The sequence below is a fragment of the Pseudomonas khavaziana genome (genome assembly GCF_019145205.1).
GTDB classification, from domain to species: Bacteria; Pseudomonadota; Gammaproteobacteria; order Pseudomonadales; family Pseudomonadaceae; genus Aquipseudomonas; species Aquipseudomonas khavaziana.
In genome coordinates this window covers 515,056-529,203 of record NZ_JAHSTT010000001.1, presented here as the reverse complement: position 1 = coordinate 529,203, position 14,148 = coordinate 515,056, and the positions used below count along the sequence as shown (strand labels likewise).

The following is a 14,148-nucleotide window of genomic DNA, read 5'->3' as shown; positions in this document are numbered from 1 at the left end:
TTTTTGTAGAGGTAACAGCATGTCCAATTCCCTGTTCAGCCTGGGCTTCGGCGTCGGCACTCAGAACCGCCAAGGTGCTTGGCTGGAAGTGTTTTACGCACAACCGTTGCTCAACCCGTCGGCAGAAATCGTTGCGGCCATTGCGCCGATCCTGGGTTACACCGAGGGCAACCACGCGATCACGTTCACCATCAGCCAAGCGCTGCAACTGGCCGATGCACTCAAGAACGTCGATGCCACCCAAGCCGCGCTGCTAAATCGCCTGGCAGAAAGTCATACGCCGCTGGTCGCTACCTTGCTGGCCGAAGACGCCGCGCTGACCTCCACGCCTGAGGCCTACCTCAAGCTGCACCTGCTGTCCCATCGCCTGGTCAAGCCCCACGGCCTGAACCTGGCCGGCGTGTTCCCGCAGTTGCCGAACGTGGCCTGGACCAGCCAGGGTGCCATCGATATCAACGAGCTTGCCGAACGCCAACTCGAAGCGCGCCTGCGTGGCGAGCTGCTGGAAGTGTTCTCGGTGGACAAGTTCCCGAAAATGACCGACTACGTGGTACCGGCCGGTGTGCGTATCGCCGATGCTGCGCGTATCCGCCTGGGCGCCTACGTGGGCGAAGGCACCACCGTGATGCACGAAGGTTTCGTCAACTTCAACGCCGGCACCGAAGGCCCGGGCATGATCGAAGGCCGCGTATCGGCAGGCGTATTCGTTGGCAAAGGCTCGGATCTGGGCGGCGGTTGCTCCACTATGGGCACCCTGTCGGGCGGCGGCAATATCGTGATCAAGGTGGGCGAAGGCTGCCTGATCGGCGCCAATGCCGGTACCGGTATCCCATTGGGCGATCGCAACACCGTGGAATCGGGCCTGTACATCACCGCCGGCACCAAGGTTGCCCTGCTCGACGAGCAAAACCAGCTGGTCAAGGTGGTCAAGGCGCGCGAGCTGGCTGGCCAACCAGACCTGCTGTTCCGTCGTAACTCCGAGACCGGTGCCGTGGAATGCAAAACCCACAAATCGGCCATCGAACTGAACGAAGCGCTGCACGCTCACAACTAAGCAGCCACTCGATGCCACTAGCGGGTCGCACCTTCGGGGCGGCCCGCTTATACGAGTTTTGACCACCATGCTTGTGCCCTCCCCCTGGCGCGCCGATTTCCCGGCCATCGCCACCCTGCAAAGGCAAGACCAGACCTATCTGGACAGCGCCGCCACCGCCCAAAAACCCCAGGCCCTGCTGGATGCCATCAGCCATTACTACGCCAATGGCGCAGCCAATGTGCACCGCGCCCAGCATTTGCCGGGGGCCCATGCGACCCAAGCCTTTGAGGACAGTCGCAGCAAGGTCGCGCAGTGGTTGAATGCAGGCGACAGCGGGCAGGTCGTATTCACCCACGGCGCAACCTCTGCGCTGAACCTCTTGGCCTATGGCCTTGAGCACCTATTCAATGCGGGCGATGAGATAGCCATCAGCGCCCTGGAACACCACGCCAACCTGTTGCCCTGGCAGCAATTGGCCAAACGGTGTGCGCTGACGCTGGTGGTATTGCCCCTGGACGATGACGGCGTGATCGACCTGCAAGCCGCCGCATCATTGATCGGCCCGCGCACGCGCCTGCTGGCGGTGAGCCAGTTGTCCAACGTGCTGGGCACCTGGCAGCCGCTGGAAGCGCTACTGACGCTGGCCCAGGCAAACGGTGCCCTGACTGTTGTGGATGGCGCCCAAGGCATCGTGCATGGTCGCCACGACGTACAGGCCCTGGGCTGCGATTTCTACGTATTTTCCAGCCACAAGCTCTACGGCCCGGACGGCGTCGGCGTGCTGTTCGGTCGCAACGCTGCCCTGCATCACCTGCGCCACTGGCAGTTTGGCGGCGAGATGGTGCAGCAGGCAGATTATCAAGGCGCCAGCTTCCGCCCTGCCCCACTGGGGTTCGAAGCCGGCACGCCGCCCATTGCCGGCGTGATCGGCCTGGGTGCCACCCTGGATTACCTGAGCTCACTGGATCAGCACGCCGTGACCACCCATGAAGCGGCACTGCACGACTATTTGCTGCGCGGGCTGAAAGCACGCAATGGCGTGCGCGTACTGGGATCACCGCAAGCAGCACTGGTGAGCTTTGTGGTGGACGGTGTGCATAACGCCGACCTGGCTCACCTGTTGACCGAGCAAGGCATCGCCGTGCGCGCCGGGCATCATTGTGCAATGCCGCTGCTCAAGGCCATGCACTTATCCGGCGCCATTCGAGTGTCCCTGGCGCTGTACAACGACTCCGATGACTTGGAGCGCTTCTTTGAAGCGTTGGACCAGGCGCTGGATATGTTGCGATGAGCTTGCCAGTGGACGCGATGGCTGCGCTGCAGGCATTCCAGGCTGTCGGCGGTTGGGAGCAGCGCGCGCGGATGCTGATGCAATGGGGCGAGCGACTGCCCGCGTTGGCGGATGATGAAAAGGTCGACGCCAACCTGGTGCAAGGCTGTGAAAGCCTGGTGTGGTTGGTGGGGCATTTGCAGGACGGCCATTGGCAGTTTGCTGCCAGCAGCGAGGCAAGGATGATTCGCGGGTTGGTGGCGCTGTTGCTGGCGCGGGTCAATGGGGTGTCGGCTGATGAACTGCAAGCGGTGGATTTGCCGGGTTGGTTTGCACAACTAGGCCTGTCCCGGCAGCTGTCACCATCGCGCACCAACGGCTTGAATGCAGTCCTGCAACGTATGCGCGAACTAAGCCATACACACAACTGAATGTGGGAGGGGGCTTGCTCCCGATGGCGGCGTATCAGCCACCAGATCTATCAATCTGACACTCCAACTTGATAGCAACCGACGGTAACCACGATGCGAAGCGAGCCGCTCTTGACCTTGATCTGCTTTTGATCTCAGGCGCCCCGTTAAACCACGCTGGCCGGAATTCGACAGGGATTTGGGGGTAAACCGGCAGGGATGCCGGTTTAGCCGCCCCGCGCCATGGATGGCGCGTGGCGGCGGCCCCCCAAATCCATGGCGGATTACGGGCACACCGAGCCTGAGCGAGGTGCCGAGTGGTGGGGCAAGAGCGTTTTGCTTACTTTTGCGCTGTTTTCAAAAGTGAGCCGCCGTAAGGGCGGAACCCATAGCGGCCGTTACCCAAATAACGGATATGTACTCAGTCTGATCCAACATCCTGGTCGGCCCTGAGGCCGCCATCGGGAGCAAGCCCCCTCCCACATTTTGAACGGTGTAAAGCTCTGAGACTCAGAGGGGCTTGACCCGCTCCGAAGGTCTGCGCACCCCAGCCACAATCTTGTCCACCGCCTTGGTCGCCGCCACCATCCCGAAGGTAGCCGTCACCATCATCACCGCGCCAAACCCGCCCGCGCAGTCCAACTTTACGCCATCGCCAACAAAACTCTTCTGCAAACAGATACTGCCGTCCGGCTTGGGGTAGCGCAGCTGTTCGGTGGAAAACACACAGGGCACGCTGTAATGGCGGGTCACAGTGCGGGAGAAACCATAGTCGCGGCGCAGGGTGGAGCGCACTTTCGAGGCCAGGGGGTCATTAAAGGTACGGTTCAGGTCGCACACCTGGATCAACGTCGGGTCAATCTGCCCGCCGGCGCCGCCGGTGGTGATGATCTGGATCTTGCGGCGCTTGCACCAGGCGATCAGCGCCGCCTTGGCGTTGACGGCGTCGATGCAGTCGATCACGCAATCGATGTTCGGGGTGATGTACTCGGCCATGGTGTCGCGAGTGACGAAATCCGCCACGGCATGCACGGTGCAATCCGGGTTGATGCCCCGCAGGCGCTCGGCCATAACCTCGACCTTGGGCTTGCCCACGGTGCTGTCCAGGGCATGCAACTGCCGGTTGCTATTACTGACGCAGACATCGTCCAGATCAAACAGTGAAATCTCGCCCACCCCGCAACGGGCAATCGCTTCCGCCGCCCAGGAGCCCACGCCGCCGACGCCGACAATTGCCACATGGGCCGCTTTCAAGCGTTCCAGGCCCTCAATGCCGTACAAGCGGGCGACGCCTGCAAACCGCGGATCTTCTGTACTCATGATCATTACCCCAAAAACCGGCGCGCATTATGGACTACAGAGCGACAAGTTCGAAGCTTCCAGCTACAAGTAAAGAACTTAGGTGAACTTTCGCAGACTAACGTCCGGCCTTTCCTTGTCTGCTATACGCTCAGGGAGGGGCCGGTGTAGGATGCGCGCCGTTCGGCGTAGGCCGACACCTCTTTTCGTTCCACACCTTTTGGAACCCGAAATCGCCATGTCATCGCGTAAATTTGGACTCAACCTGGTGGTAGTGCTGGCAATTGCCGCGCTGTTCACCGGCTTCTGGGCGCTGATCAACCGCCCGGTCACCACTCCCAACTGGCCTGAACAGATCTCCGGGTTTTCCTACTCGCCGTTCCAGCAGGGCCAGTACCCGCAGAAAAACCAGTTCCCCACTGACGAACAGATGCGTCAAGACCTGGCGATCATGAGCAAGCTGACGGATAACATCCGTACCTACTCGGTCGACGGCACCCTGGGCGACATCCCCAAGCTGGCCGAAGAGTTCGGCCTGCGCGTGACCCTGGGGATCTGGATCAGCCCGGACCTGGAACGCAACGAGCGTGAAATCCAGCGCGCCATCGAAATCGCCAACACCTCGCGCAGTGTCGTGCGCGTGGTGGTCGGCAACGAGGCGTTGTTCCGAAAAGAAATCACCCCAGAAGCCCTGATCGTGCTGCTGGACCGAGTGCGCTCCGCGGTAAAAGTACCGGTGACCACCTCCGAGCAATGGCACATCTGGGAAAAGAACCCGCAACTGGCCAAGCACGTTGACCTGATTGCCGCGCACATCCTGCCATTCTGGGAATACATCCCGATGGACAAGGCCGGCCAATACGTGATCGACCGCGCCAAAGACCTGAAGAAAGCCTTCCCGAAAAAACCGCTGCTGCTGTCGGAAGTTGGCTGGCCGAGCAACGGTCGTATGCGCGGTGGCAATGAGTCGTCCCCGGCCGACCAGGCGATTTACCTGCGCACGCTGGTGAACAAGCTCAATCGCCAGGGTTACAACTACTTCGTGATCGAGGCCTTTGACCAGCCTTGGAAGGTCAGCGACGAAGGCTCGGCGGGCGCGTATTGGGGCGTGTTCAACGCCGCACGCCAGCAGAAATTCAATTTTGAAGGCCCGGTGGTGGCGATCCCGCAATGGCGCGTGCTGGCCATCGGCTCGGTGGTGCTTGCACTGCTGTCCCTGACCCTGCTGATGATCGACGGCTCGGCCCTGCGTCAACGCGGTCGTACTTTCCTGACCTTTGTCGCGTTCCTGTGTGGGTCAGTGCTGGTCTGGATCGGCTACGACTACAGCCAGCAATACAGCACTTGGTTCAGCGTCACCGTGGGCATCCTCCTCGCCCTGGGCGCCCTCGGTGTGTTTATCGTGTTGCTGACCGAAGCCCACGAACTGGCAGAAGCGGTGTGGACCCACAAGCGTCGGCGTGAATTCCTGCCGGTGATCGGGGATTCGCACTACCGCCCGAAAGTGTCCATCCATGTGCCGTGCTACAACGAGCCGCCGGAGATGGTCAAACAGACCCTCGACGCCCTGGCCGCCCTCGATTACCCGGACTACGAAGTCCTGATCATCGACAACAACACCAAGGACCCTGCGGTGTGGGAGCCGGTGCGTGACTACTGCGAAACCCTGGGCCCGCGCTTCAAGTTCTTCCACGTCGCCCCTCTGGCTGGTTTCAAGGGTGGCGCGCTGAACTACCTGATCCCACACACCGCCAAGGATGCTGAAGTGATCGCGGTGATCGACTCGGACTACTGCGTGTCGCCCAACTGGCTCAAGCACATGGTCCCGCACTTCGCCGACCCGAAAATCGCTGTGGTGCAGTCGCCCCAGGATTACCGCGACCAGAACGAAAGTACCTTCAAGAAGCTCTGCTATGCCGAATACAAGGGCTTCTTCCATATCGGCATGGTCACCCGCAACGATCGCGACGCGATCATCCAGCACGGCACCATGACCATGACCCGCCGTTCGGTGCTCGAGGAGCTGGGCTGGGCCGACTGGTGCATCTGTGAAGACGCCGAACTGGGGCTGCGCGTGTTCGAAAAAGGCCTGTCGGCGGCCTATTACCACGACAGCTACGGCAAGGGCCTGATGCCGGATACCTTTATCGACTTCAAGAAACAGCGTTTCCGCTGGGCCTATGGTGCGATCCAGATCATCAAGCGCCACACCGCCAGCCTGTTGCGCGGCAAGGACACCGAGCTGACCCGTGGCCAGCGTTACCACTTCCTCGCCGGCTGGCTGCCGTGGGTGGCCGATGGCATGAACATCTTCTTTACCGTCGGCGCACTGTTGTGGTCGGCGGCAATGATCATCGTGCCGACCCGGGTCGACCCACCGTTGCTGATTTTCGCCATCCCGCCATTGGCGTTGTTTGTGTTCAAGGTCGGCAAGATCATCTTCCTCTACCGTCGTGCGGTAGGCGTGAACTTGAAAGATGCGTTCTGCGCCGCGCTGGCCGGGTTGGCGCTGTCCCACACCATCGCCAAGGCGGTGCTGTATGGCTTCTTCACCACCAGCATTCCGTTCTTTCGTACGCCGAAAAACGCGGATAACCACGGCTTCTGGGTGGCGATCTCCGAAGCCCGCGAAGAAATGTTCATCATGCTGCTGCTGTGGGGCGCCGCGCTGGGGATCTACCTGGTACAGGGCCTGCCCAGCAACGACATACGCTTCTGGGTAGTGATGCTGCTGGTGCAATCGCTGCCGTACGTAGCGGCGCTGATCATGGCGTTTCTGTCGTCGCTGCCCAAGCCGGCACCGAAGGCAGAGCCTGTGCCTGCGGTGTAAAAACTTGCGCAATGCACTAAACGGCGGCCTCTGCAGACTGTGTGAAAACGCAGTCTGCCACTGTTTAAAAGCCAATGCCCCGACTTGTCGGGGCATTGGCTTTTCTGAAATCTGAAAAATAATGGGCCTCTCAGCCCATCAACGCCATCAGCTTTTGTGCTCCGAGCACCTTGATCGCCCTTTTCAGGTTGTAGGCTTGTACCGCCAGTGCCATTTCGGCTCTGGCGCCTTTCAGCTGTCGTAGCAAGAACCGGCCATTGCCAAATAGCCATTGCTTGAGATTGCCGAAGGGGTGTTCGACGATAGATCGTCGGCTAGCCATCATCTCGGGATGGGCCCGCATTCGCTGCTCCATCCGTTCAAAAGCGGCTTCATGAGCATGGCGCGTGAGGTGGCGGCGGCTCGTTTTGGTACAGCGGCTTTTTAACGGACAAACGCCACAATCGGCGATAGTCGCCTGATAAATCCGATTGCTTTTGTTCATCTGCTTAAGTGTTAGCCATTTACCGCCAGGGCATTGATAAGCGTCGCGTTGTTCCTCGTACTTGAAGTCCGTGCGATCAAAAAACTCAGTACCGTCACCTTGATTGTTGACCGAGCGATTAGGCGGTACGAAGGCCATGATGCCGACATCTTCACAGGCTTGAAACTGTTCGCCATTGGAGTAGCCGGCATCGGCCGTGACGCTTAATTGCGATTGATTCAGCTCGGTTTTAGCAGCTTTTGCCATTGGCTCAAGCTGCTGCCGATCAGAGCCATCCTGAGTTACCTCGTGGTGCAGAATCAGACAATGTTCAGCGTCCACGGCGCTTTGGATGTTGTACGCCACGAACTTGCCAGAAGGCGTGCGCATTTTTTGCGCATCGGACTCGCCCACAATGTGTTGAACCAGACCTTGAGCTTCCATGAGCAGTTGGCAGGTCTGGTTATTGGCCTTTTTTACCTGCAACTCCCGAAGCGTCGCCTGCACCGCCGAGCGGTCAATGGATTCCCCTTCCTCGCCACGATCCGCCTCATCGAGCTGCGCCAAATAGCGTTCAATGCGCTTCTCGAGCGCCGCTTCCTGGTGTTTGAGCTTTTTCGGCGTCATGTGCTTTCGATTCGAAGCCACCGCCTGAAACTTGCTGCCATCGATGGCCACCAGCTCGCCAGCAATCAGGCCAGCGTGTCGGCAAAACTGAACAAAGGCGCGGCAGGTGGCGCTGAACGCCGCACTGTTGTCGCGGCGAAAATCAGCGATGGTTTTGAAGTCAGGGGCCAGTCGGCCCAACAGCCACATGACTTCAACGTTGCGCTGACACTCGGCCTCGAGTCGTCGCGACGAGCGAATACGCTGGAAATAGCCGTACAGATAGAGTTTGAGCAGATCGGCAGGATCGTACGAAGGGCGTCCCGTGGCCTTGGGTCTGGCTTTGTCGAAACCCAACTGCTCAAGGTCCAGCAGGGAAATGTAGGCCTCGATCACCCGAACCAGATGGTCATCGGGGATAAGTTCGTCCAACGAAAGTGGAAACAGAGCGCTCTGGGAGCGGTCTTCACCTTGGATATAGCGCATAAGCAAAATGCCCGTATCTTGCGATACGGGCATTTTCTTTAACCGGCCGGCAGATTGCTAGGTTTTCACACAGTCTGCTCTGGCCGCCGTTTTGCTATAAGATAACGGCCCTTTTGTGTGCCTTACACCCATCACTGTAGGAGCGAGCTTGCTCGCGAAAATCGTTAACGATGACGTGGGCATCCTGAATGCGCGCGGTGCCCTTGAGTTTTTCGCGAGCAAGCTCGCTCCTACAGTTAGAACGTCGCCGCCTCGATTTCCGGAGTTTCCCCATGACGGCCCATGCCGACCTTTCGCCGACCCTTCAACTTGCCATCGACCTGATCCGTCGCCCCTCGGTCACGCCGATCGATGCCGATTGCCAGAAGCTGATGATGCAGCGCCTGGGCGACGCCGGTTTTGCGCTTGAACCGATGCGCATCTTCGACGTGGACAACTTCTGGGCCACCCACGGCAAGCATGAGGGCCCGGTGTTGTGCTTCGCCGGTCACACCGACGTAGTACCGACCGGCCCGGTGCAGGCCTGGCAGAACGACCCGTTCGATGCGTTGATCGATGAAAATGGCATGCTCTGCGGGCGTGGCGCGGCGGACATGAAAGGCAGCCTGGCGGCGATGCTGGTGGCAGCGGAACGCTTCGTCAGCGACTACCCGGACCACAAGGGGTCGGTAGCCTTCCTGATCACCAGCGACGAAGAAGGCCCGGCGCACCACGGCACCAAGGCCGTGATCGAACGCCTGGCGGCACGCAAGGAGCGCCTGGACTGGTGCATCGTCGGCGAACCTTCGAGCACCACCCTGGTGGGCGACGTGGTCAAGAATGGCCGTCGCGGCTCCCTCGGCGCCACCCTGACCGTACGCGGTGTACAGGGCCACGTGGCCTACCCGCACCTGGCGAAGAACCCGATCCACCTCGCCGCGCCGGCCCTGGCGGAACTGTCTGCCGAGCACTGGGATGACGGCAACACCTTCTTCCCGCCGACCAGCTTCCAGATTTCCAACCTCAACTCCGGCACCGGCGCCACCAACGTGATCCCCGGTGACCTGACGGCGGTGTTCAACTTCCGCTTCTCCACCGAATCCACCGTCGAGGGCCTGCAACAACGGGTCGCGGCGATCCTGGATAAACACGGCCTGGACTGGCACGTGGAGTGGGCACTGTCGGGCCTGCCGTTCCTCACCGAGCCGGGGGCTCTGCTGGATGCGGTATCCGCCAGCATCAAGGCGATCACCGGACGTGAGACCAAGGCGTCCACCAGCGGCGGTACCTCCGATGGGCGCTTTATTGCCACCCTGGGTACCCAGGTGGTCGAACTGGGCCCGGTCAACGCGACTATCCACCAGGTCAATGAACGCATCCTGGCCAGCGACCTCGATGTACTGACCGAAATCTATTACCAGACCCTGATCAAGTTGCTCGCCTGATGCTTGCCTGCCCCATTTGCAGCGCACCGCTCAATGCGGTGGACAATGGCGTGGCCTGCGCGGCCGGGCACCGTTTCGACCGCGCGCGCCAGGGTTACCTGAATCTGTTGCCGGTGCAGCACAAGAACAGCCGCGACCCAGGCGACAACCTGGCCATGGTCGAGGCGCGCCGCGACTTCCTCAACGCCGGGCACTACGCCCCGGTGGCCAAACGCCTGGCCGAACTGGCCGTCGAACGTGCACCGCAGCGCTGGGTAGATATTGGTTGTGGCGAGGGTTACTACACCGCGCAGATCGCCGAGGCCCTGCCCCATGCCGATGGCTATGCCCTGGATATCTCCAAGGAAGCAGTCAAGCGCGCGTGTAAACGTAACCCTGACCTGACCTGGTTGATCGCCAGTATGGCCCGTGTGCCATTGGCCGATGCCAGCTGCCAGTTCCTCGCAAGCGTGTTCAGCCCGCTGGATTGGCAAGAAGCCAAGCGCCTGCTCAGCCCCGGCGGCGGCTTGATGAAGGTCGGTCCGACCAGCGGCCACTTGATGGAACTGCGCGAGCGTCTGTACGACGAAGTGCGCGAGTACACCGACGACAAACATCTGGCCCTGGTGCCGGACGGCATGAGCCTTGCGCACAGTGAAACCCTGGAATTCACCTTGAGCCTTGCCAACCCCAAGGACCGCGCCAACCTGTTGGCGATGACGCCCCACGGCTGGCGTGCCAGTGCCGAGCGTCGCAGCGAGGTGATCGAGGCGGTTGAGCCACTGCTGGTCACTGTGTCGATGCGCTACGATTATTTCGTGCTTCAATAACCGCCTTTCAAGCATCCGCGAATGGATTTTCGAATCCCGCAACGAGGAACATCCATGCGCCAACCTGATATTGAGATTTACCTGAAAGACGCCGACGTCGATCACAAGGCCATCGCCGCCTGGCTCGGCGGCGCCCTGGGCCCGTGCACCGACTGGATCCAGAAAGGCCAGACCTACAAGTGCAAGGCCGGCAGCGTGCCGGTCACCTGGCTGCCGAAAGCCGTCGGCAAGTGGAACAGCCTGTACCTGGAAAGCGACCAGACCCCGTGGGAAGACGACATCGCCTGCGCCCGCGCTGCGTTCGTCGCGCTGAACGTCGAAGTGCGCTGTGCACCGGGGACGTGGGTTGAAGAGGAAGGTGAGGAAAGTGCCGATACCTGGATTCGCATCAGCGTAGACGGTGAAGAACAGATCACCTGGAAAACCACCTGATCCTGATCTGTAAACCCAATCAAAAGTGTGGGAGGGGGCTTGCTCCCGATAGCGGTGGGTCAGTCACTGAATACATTGACTGATACTCTGCCATCTGGAGCAAGCCCCCTCCCACATTGGTTCAGTGGTGAACTTACAAACCGACCACATCCTCGGCCTGCAAGCCCTTCTCACCCGTCACCACGGCATACTCCACCTGCTGGCCCTCGGCCAACGAACGGTGGCCTTCACCACGAATGGCGCGGTAGTGCACAAACACATCCTTGCCATCCTCACGCTGAATAAAGCCGTAGCCCTTTGCATCGTTGAACCACTTCACACTGCCCGTCTCTCGCGTTGCCATCAGTTCACTCCCACTTGGTTTTTATTGTTGAGTCGGTTGCATTGAACCGCCGAGTATAAGACAGGCTCAAAAACCATCAACTCAACTTTACATCGCTGCTTTTTTGCCGATTTTCGGCGAATACGGCACACTACCCGCCCGAGCGCCTGCTCGGTTTTTTTCCACTTGAAGCAGTTCGCCTATGACCCGCTCCCCGTTCCGCCGTCTGGTGTTTGGCACCTTGCGCCGACTGTTGTACCTCTGGGTTCGCTCCGAGACGATCAACCAGTCGTCCCTAACCCTTAACCTGGACCGCAGCCGGCCGGTTTTCTACGTCCTGCAATCCCCCTCCCTTACCGAGTTGGCCGTGGTCGATGCCGAGTGCACCAAGGCCGGCCTGCCGCGCCCGGTGCTGCCGGTATCGGTGGGGCCGTTGCTGGAGCCCGCGGCGTTCTTCTACCTCACGCCGGATCCGGATTGGCTCGGCCGCCAGGACAAGCGCGGTACGCCGCCCACCCTGGCGCGCCTGGTCAATACCCTCACCGAACACGCCGAAGAGAATGCACAAATCATTCCGGTCAGCGTGTTCTGGGGCCAATCCCCCGAAAGCGAGTCCAGCCCGTGGAAGCTGTTATTCGCCGATAGCTGGGCGGTCACCGGGCGCCTACGCCGGTTGTTGAGCATCCTGATCCTGGGGCGCAAGACCCGCGTGCAATTCTCCGCGCCCATCAACCTGCGTGAATTGATCGAGCACAATAAAGGCCACGAACGCACCGTGCGCATGGCCCAGCGCATCCTGCGTGTGCACTTTCGTAACCTGAAGACGGCGGTGATCGGTCCCGACCTGTCCCACCGCCGTAATCTGGTGAAGGGCCTGGTCAATATGCCGCTGGTCCGCCAGGCCATCCTGGATGAGGCCGAACGCGAGAAGATCTCTCCGGAAAAAGCCAAGGCCCTGGCCCTGCGCTATGGCAACGAGATCGCTTCGGACTACACCTACACCGCGATCCGCTTCCTGGAAGTGGTGCTGAGCTGGTTCTGGAACAAGATCTACGACGGCATCAAGGTCAACAACATCGAAGGCGTGCAGAAGGTGGCCCAAGGCTACGAGGTGATCTACGTGCCTTGCCACCGCAGTCATATCGACTACCTGCTGCTGTCTTACCTGCTGTTCAAGAATGGCCTGACCCCACCGCACATCGCCGCCGGCATCAACCTCAACATGCCGGTGATCGGCAGCCTGCTGCGCCGTGGCGGGGCGTTTTTCATGCGCCGCACCTTCAAGGGCAACCCGCTGTACACCTCGGTGTTCAATGAATACCTGCATACCCTATTCACCAAGGGTTTCCCGGTGGAGTATTTCGTCGAAGGCGGGCGTTCGCGCACCGGACGCATGCTGCAACCGAAAACCGGGATGCTGGCGATTACCCTGCGCAGCTTCCTGCGCTCCTCGCGCATGCCGATCGTGTTCGTGCCGGTGTATATCGGCTATGAACGCGTGCTCGAAGGTCGCACCTACCTGGGGGAACTGCGCGGCGCGAGCAAAAAGAAAGAATCGATCTTCGATATTTTCAAAGTGGTCGGCGCCCTCAAGCAGCGCTTTGGCCAAGTCGCCGTCAACTTCGGCGAACCGATCAAGCTGGCCGAATTCCTCGACGCCGAACAACCGGATTGGCGCGCCCAGGAACTGGGCCCGAACTACAAGCCGGCCTGGCTCAACGAAACCACCAACCGACTCGGCGAGCAGGTGGCGCGGCACTTGAACGAAGCTGCAGCGATCAACCCGGTGAACCTGGTGGCCCTGGCACTGTTGTCGACCACGCGCCTGGCCCTGGATGAGCAAGCCATGGCGCGCCAGCTGGACCTGTACCTGGCGCTGTTGCGCCGCGTGCCCTACTCGCCCCATACCACCCTGCCGGAAGGCGATGGCCTGGCGCTGATCAAGCACGTCAAGGACATGAAGCTGCTGTCGGAACAGAGCGACGCCCTGGGCAAGATCGTCTACCTGGACGAACAGAACGCCGTCCTGATGACCTACTACCGCAACAACGTGCTGCACATTTTTGCCCTGCCGGCGTTGCTCGCGAGCTTCTTCCAAAGCAGCTCGCGGATGAGCCGCGAACAGATCCTGCGCTACACCCGGGCGCTCTACCCGTACCTGCAATCGGAGCTGTTCATCCGCTGGTCGCTGGAGGAGTTGGACACCGTGGTCGACCAATGGCTGGACGCGTTCGTCGAACAAGGCCTGCTGCGCTTCGAAAACAACGTGTACCTGCGCCCGGCACCGAGCTCGCGGCAGTTTGTGCTGCTGACGCTGCTGTCCAAAAGCATCGCCCAGACCCTGCAGCGCTTCTACATGGCGATCTCGCTGCTGCTCAACAGTGGCCAGAACAGCATCAGCGCCGAGGAGTTGGAAGACCTGTGCACGATCATGGCCCAGCGCCTGTCGATCCTGCACGGCCTCAACGCACCGGAGTTCTTCGACAAAAGTCTTTTCCGACATTTCATCCAGACGTTGTTGGAGCAAGATGTGCTGCGCCGCGATGAAGCCGGCAAACTGGGCTATCACGACCTGCTTGGCGAGCTGGCCGAAGGCGCCGCCAAACGCGTGCTGCCGGCCGATATCCGCCTGTCGATCCGCCAGGTCGCCTTGCACCGCGTGGATGGCGCCGCCGAGGCACCGGCCGAAGCGGATGCGCTGCCCCCTACAGAAAGCCGCTAGATTGACTGAGGCGCCGGGCGGATTCCGGCGCCGTTGAAA

Annotated in this window: 11 protein-coding genes; 8 read left to right on the top strand and 3 right to left on the bottom strand. The window is 60.6% G+C overall.

The features are described from left to right. Positions 1-19 precede the first annotated feature (19 nt). The 3 genes from dapD (at position 20) to KVH01_RS02250 (ending at position 2,737) form a co-directional block, all read left to right on the top strand. On the top strand, positions 20-1,054 hold the full coding sequence (dapD, locus tag KVH01_RS02260) for a 2,3,4,5-tetrahydropyridine-2,6-dicarboxylate N-succinyltransferase (protein ID WP_217880304.1): 1,035 nt from the start codon (positions 20-22) through the stop codon (positions 1,052-1,054). Positions 1,055-1,121: 67 nt separating this feature from the next. Continuing rightward, positions 1,122-2,327: an aminotransferase class V-fold PLP-dependent enzyme gene (locus KVH01_RS02255; protein WP_217880303.1), complete on the top strand. Its 1,206-nt coding sequence runs from the start codon at positions 1,122-1,124 to the stop codon at positions 2,325-2,327. Then, the gene (locus KVH01_RS02250; RefSeq protein WP_043049609.1) at positions 2,324-2,737 is read left to right on the top strand and encodes a SufE family protein; all 414 of its coding nucleotides are present in this window, start codon (positions 2,324-2,326) and stop codon (positions 2,735-2,737) included. Before KVH01_RS02255 ends, KVH01_RS02250 begins: the two co-directional genes overlap by 4 nt. Positions 2,738-3,226: 489 nt before the next feature. On the opposite strand, the gene tcdA is transcribed toward KVH01_RS02250, so the two are convergent. Then, positions 3,227-4,036, bottom strand: a complete 810-nt coding sequence (gene tcdA / locus KVH01_RS02245; RefSeq protein WP_371920232.1) for a tRNA cyclic N6-threonylcarbamoyladenosine(37) synthase TcdA — start codon at positions 4,034-4,036, stop codon at positions 3,227-3,229. A 217-nt stretch (positions 4,037-4,253) separates the two neighbouring features. On the opposite strand from tcdA, the gene KVH01_RS02240 reads away from it, so the two are divergent. Beyond that, a complete protein-coding gene (locus KVH01_RS02240; RefSeq protein WP_217880302.1) occupies positions 4,254-6,845 on the top strand; it encodes a glycosyltransferase in 2,592 nt (863 codons plus the stop codon). A gap of 130 nt (positions 6,846-6,975) precedes the next feature. Here the strand turns inward: KVH01_RS02240 and KVH01_RS02235 are convergent, their stop codons facing one another. Further along, positions 6,976-8,400, bottom strand: coding sequence for an IS1182 family transposase (locus KVH01_RS02235; RefSeq protein ID WP_217880603.1), 1,425 nt, complete (start codon positions 8,398-8,400; stop codon positions 6,976-6,978). 272 nt (positions 8,401-8,672) lie between these two features. On the opposite strand from KVH01_RS02235, the gene dapE reads away from it, so the two are divergent. Genes dapE through KVH01_RS02220 form a run of 3 tightly spaced genes read left to right on the top strand, consistent with a single transcriptional unit; the run spans position 8,673 to position 11,065 of the window. After that, positions 8,673-9,824 (top strand): succinyl-diaminopimelate desuccinylase, encoded by a 1,152-nt coding sequence (gene dapE, locus KVH01_RS02230; protein ID WP_043050894.1) that lies wholly within the window; start codon positions 8,673-8,675, stop codon positions 9,822-9,824. Next, positions 9,824-10,633: a putative RNA methyltransferase gene (locus KVH01_RS02225; protein ID WP_217880301.1), complete on the top strand. Its 810-nt coding sequence runs from the start codon at positions 9,824-9,826 to the stop codon at positions 10,631-10,633. Before dapE ends, KVH01_RS02225 begins: the two co-directional genes overlap by 1 nt. A gap of 54 nt (positions 10,634-10,687) precedes the next feature. Continuing rightward, positions 10,688-11,065 (top strand): hypothetical protein, encoded by a 378-nt coding sequence (locus KVH01_RS02220; RefSeq protein WP_217880300.1) that lies wholly within the window; start codon positions 10,688-10,690, stop codon positions 11,063-11,065. A gap of 133 nt (positions 11,066-11,198) precedes the next feature. On the opposite strand, the gene KVH01_RS02215 is transcribed toward KVH01_RS02220, so the two are convergent. Continuing rightward, a complete protein-coding gene (locus KVH01_RS02215) occupies positions 11,199-11,408 on the bottom strand; it encodes a cold-shock protein (RefSeq protein WP_043050897.1) in 210 nt (69 codons plus the stop codon). A 181-nt stretch (positions 11,409-11,589) separates the two neighbouring features. Between KVH01_RS02215 and plsB the strand changes: the two genes are divergently transcribed. Continuing rightward, positions 11,590-14,109: a glycerol-3-phosphate 1-O-acyltransferase PlsB gene (gene plsB, locus KVH01_RS02210; RefSeq protein ID WP_217880299.1), complete on the top strand. Its 2,520-nt coding sequence runs from the start codon at positions 11,590-11,592 to the stop codon at positions 14,107-14,109. The last annotated feature ends 39 nt before the right edge of the window (positions 14,110-14,148 follow it).

Bases quoted from the DNA above. Each gene is read 5' to 3' on its own strand.
- dapD (WP_217880304.1), top strand. From the start codon at position 20: ATGTCCAATTCCCTGTTCAGCCTGGGCTTCGGCGTCGGCACTCAGAAC.
- KVH01_RS02255 (WP_217880303.1), top strand. From the start codon at position 1,122: ATGCTTGTGCCCTCCCCCTGGCGCGCCGATTTCCCGGCCATCGCCACC.
- KVH01_RS02250 (WP_043049609.1), top strand. From the start codon at position 2,324: ATGAGCTTGCCAGTGGACGCGATGGCTGCGCTGCAGGCATTCCAGGCT.
- tcdA (WP_371920232.1), bottom strand. From the start codon at position 4,036: ATGAGTACAGAAGATCCGCGGTTTGCAGGCGTCGCCCGCTTGTACGGC.
- KVH01_RS02240 (WP_217880302.1), top strand. From the start codon at position 4,254: ATGTCATCGCGTAAATTTGGACTCAACCTGGTGGTAGTGCTGGCAATT.
- KVH01_RS02235 (WP_217880603.1), bottom strand. From the start codon at position 8,400: ATGCGCTATATCCAAGGTGAAGACCGCTCCCAGAGCGCTCTGTTTCCA.
- dapE (WP_043050894.1), top strand. From the start codon at position 8,673: ATGACGGCCCATGCCGACCTTTCGCCGACCCTTCAACTTGCCATCGAC.
- KVH01_RS02225 (WP_217880301.1), top strand. From the start codon at position 9,824: ATGCTTGCCTGCCCCATTTGCAGCGCACCGCTCAATGCGGTGGACAAT.
- KVH01_RS02220 (WP_217880300.1), top strand. From the start codon at position 10,688: ATGCGCCAACCTGATATTGAGATTTACCTGAAAGACGCCGACGTCGAT.
- KVH01_RS02215 (WP_043050897.1), bottom strand. From the start codon at position 11,408: ATGGCAACGCGAGAGACGGGCAGTGTGAAGTGGTTCAACGATGCAAAG.
- plsB (WP_217880299.1), top strand. From the start codon at position 11,590: ATGACCCGCTCCCCGTTCCGCCGTCTGGTGTTTGGCACCTTGCGCCGA.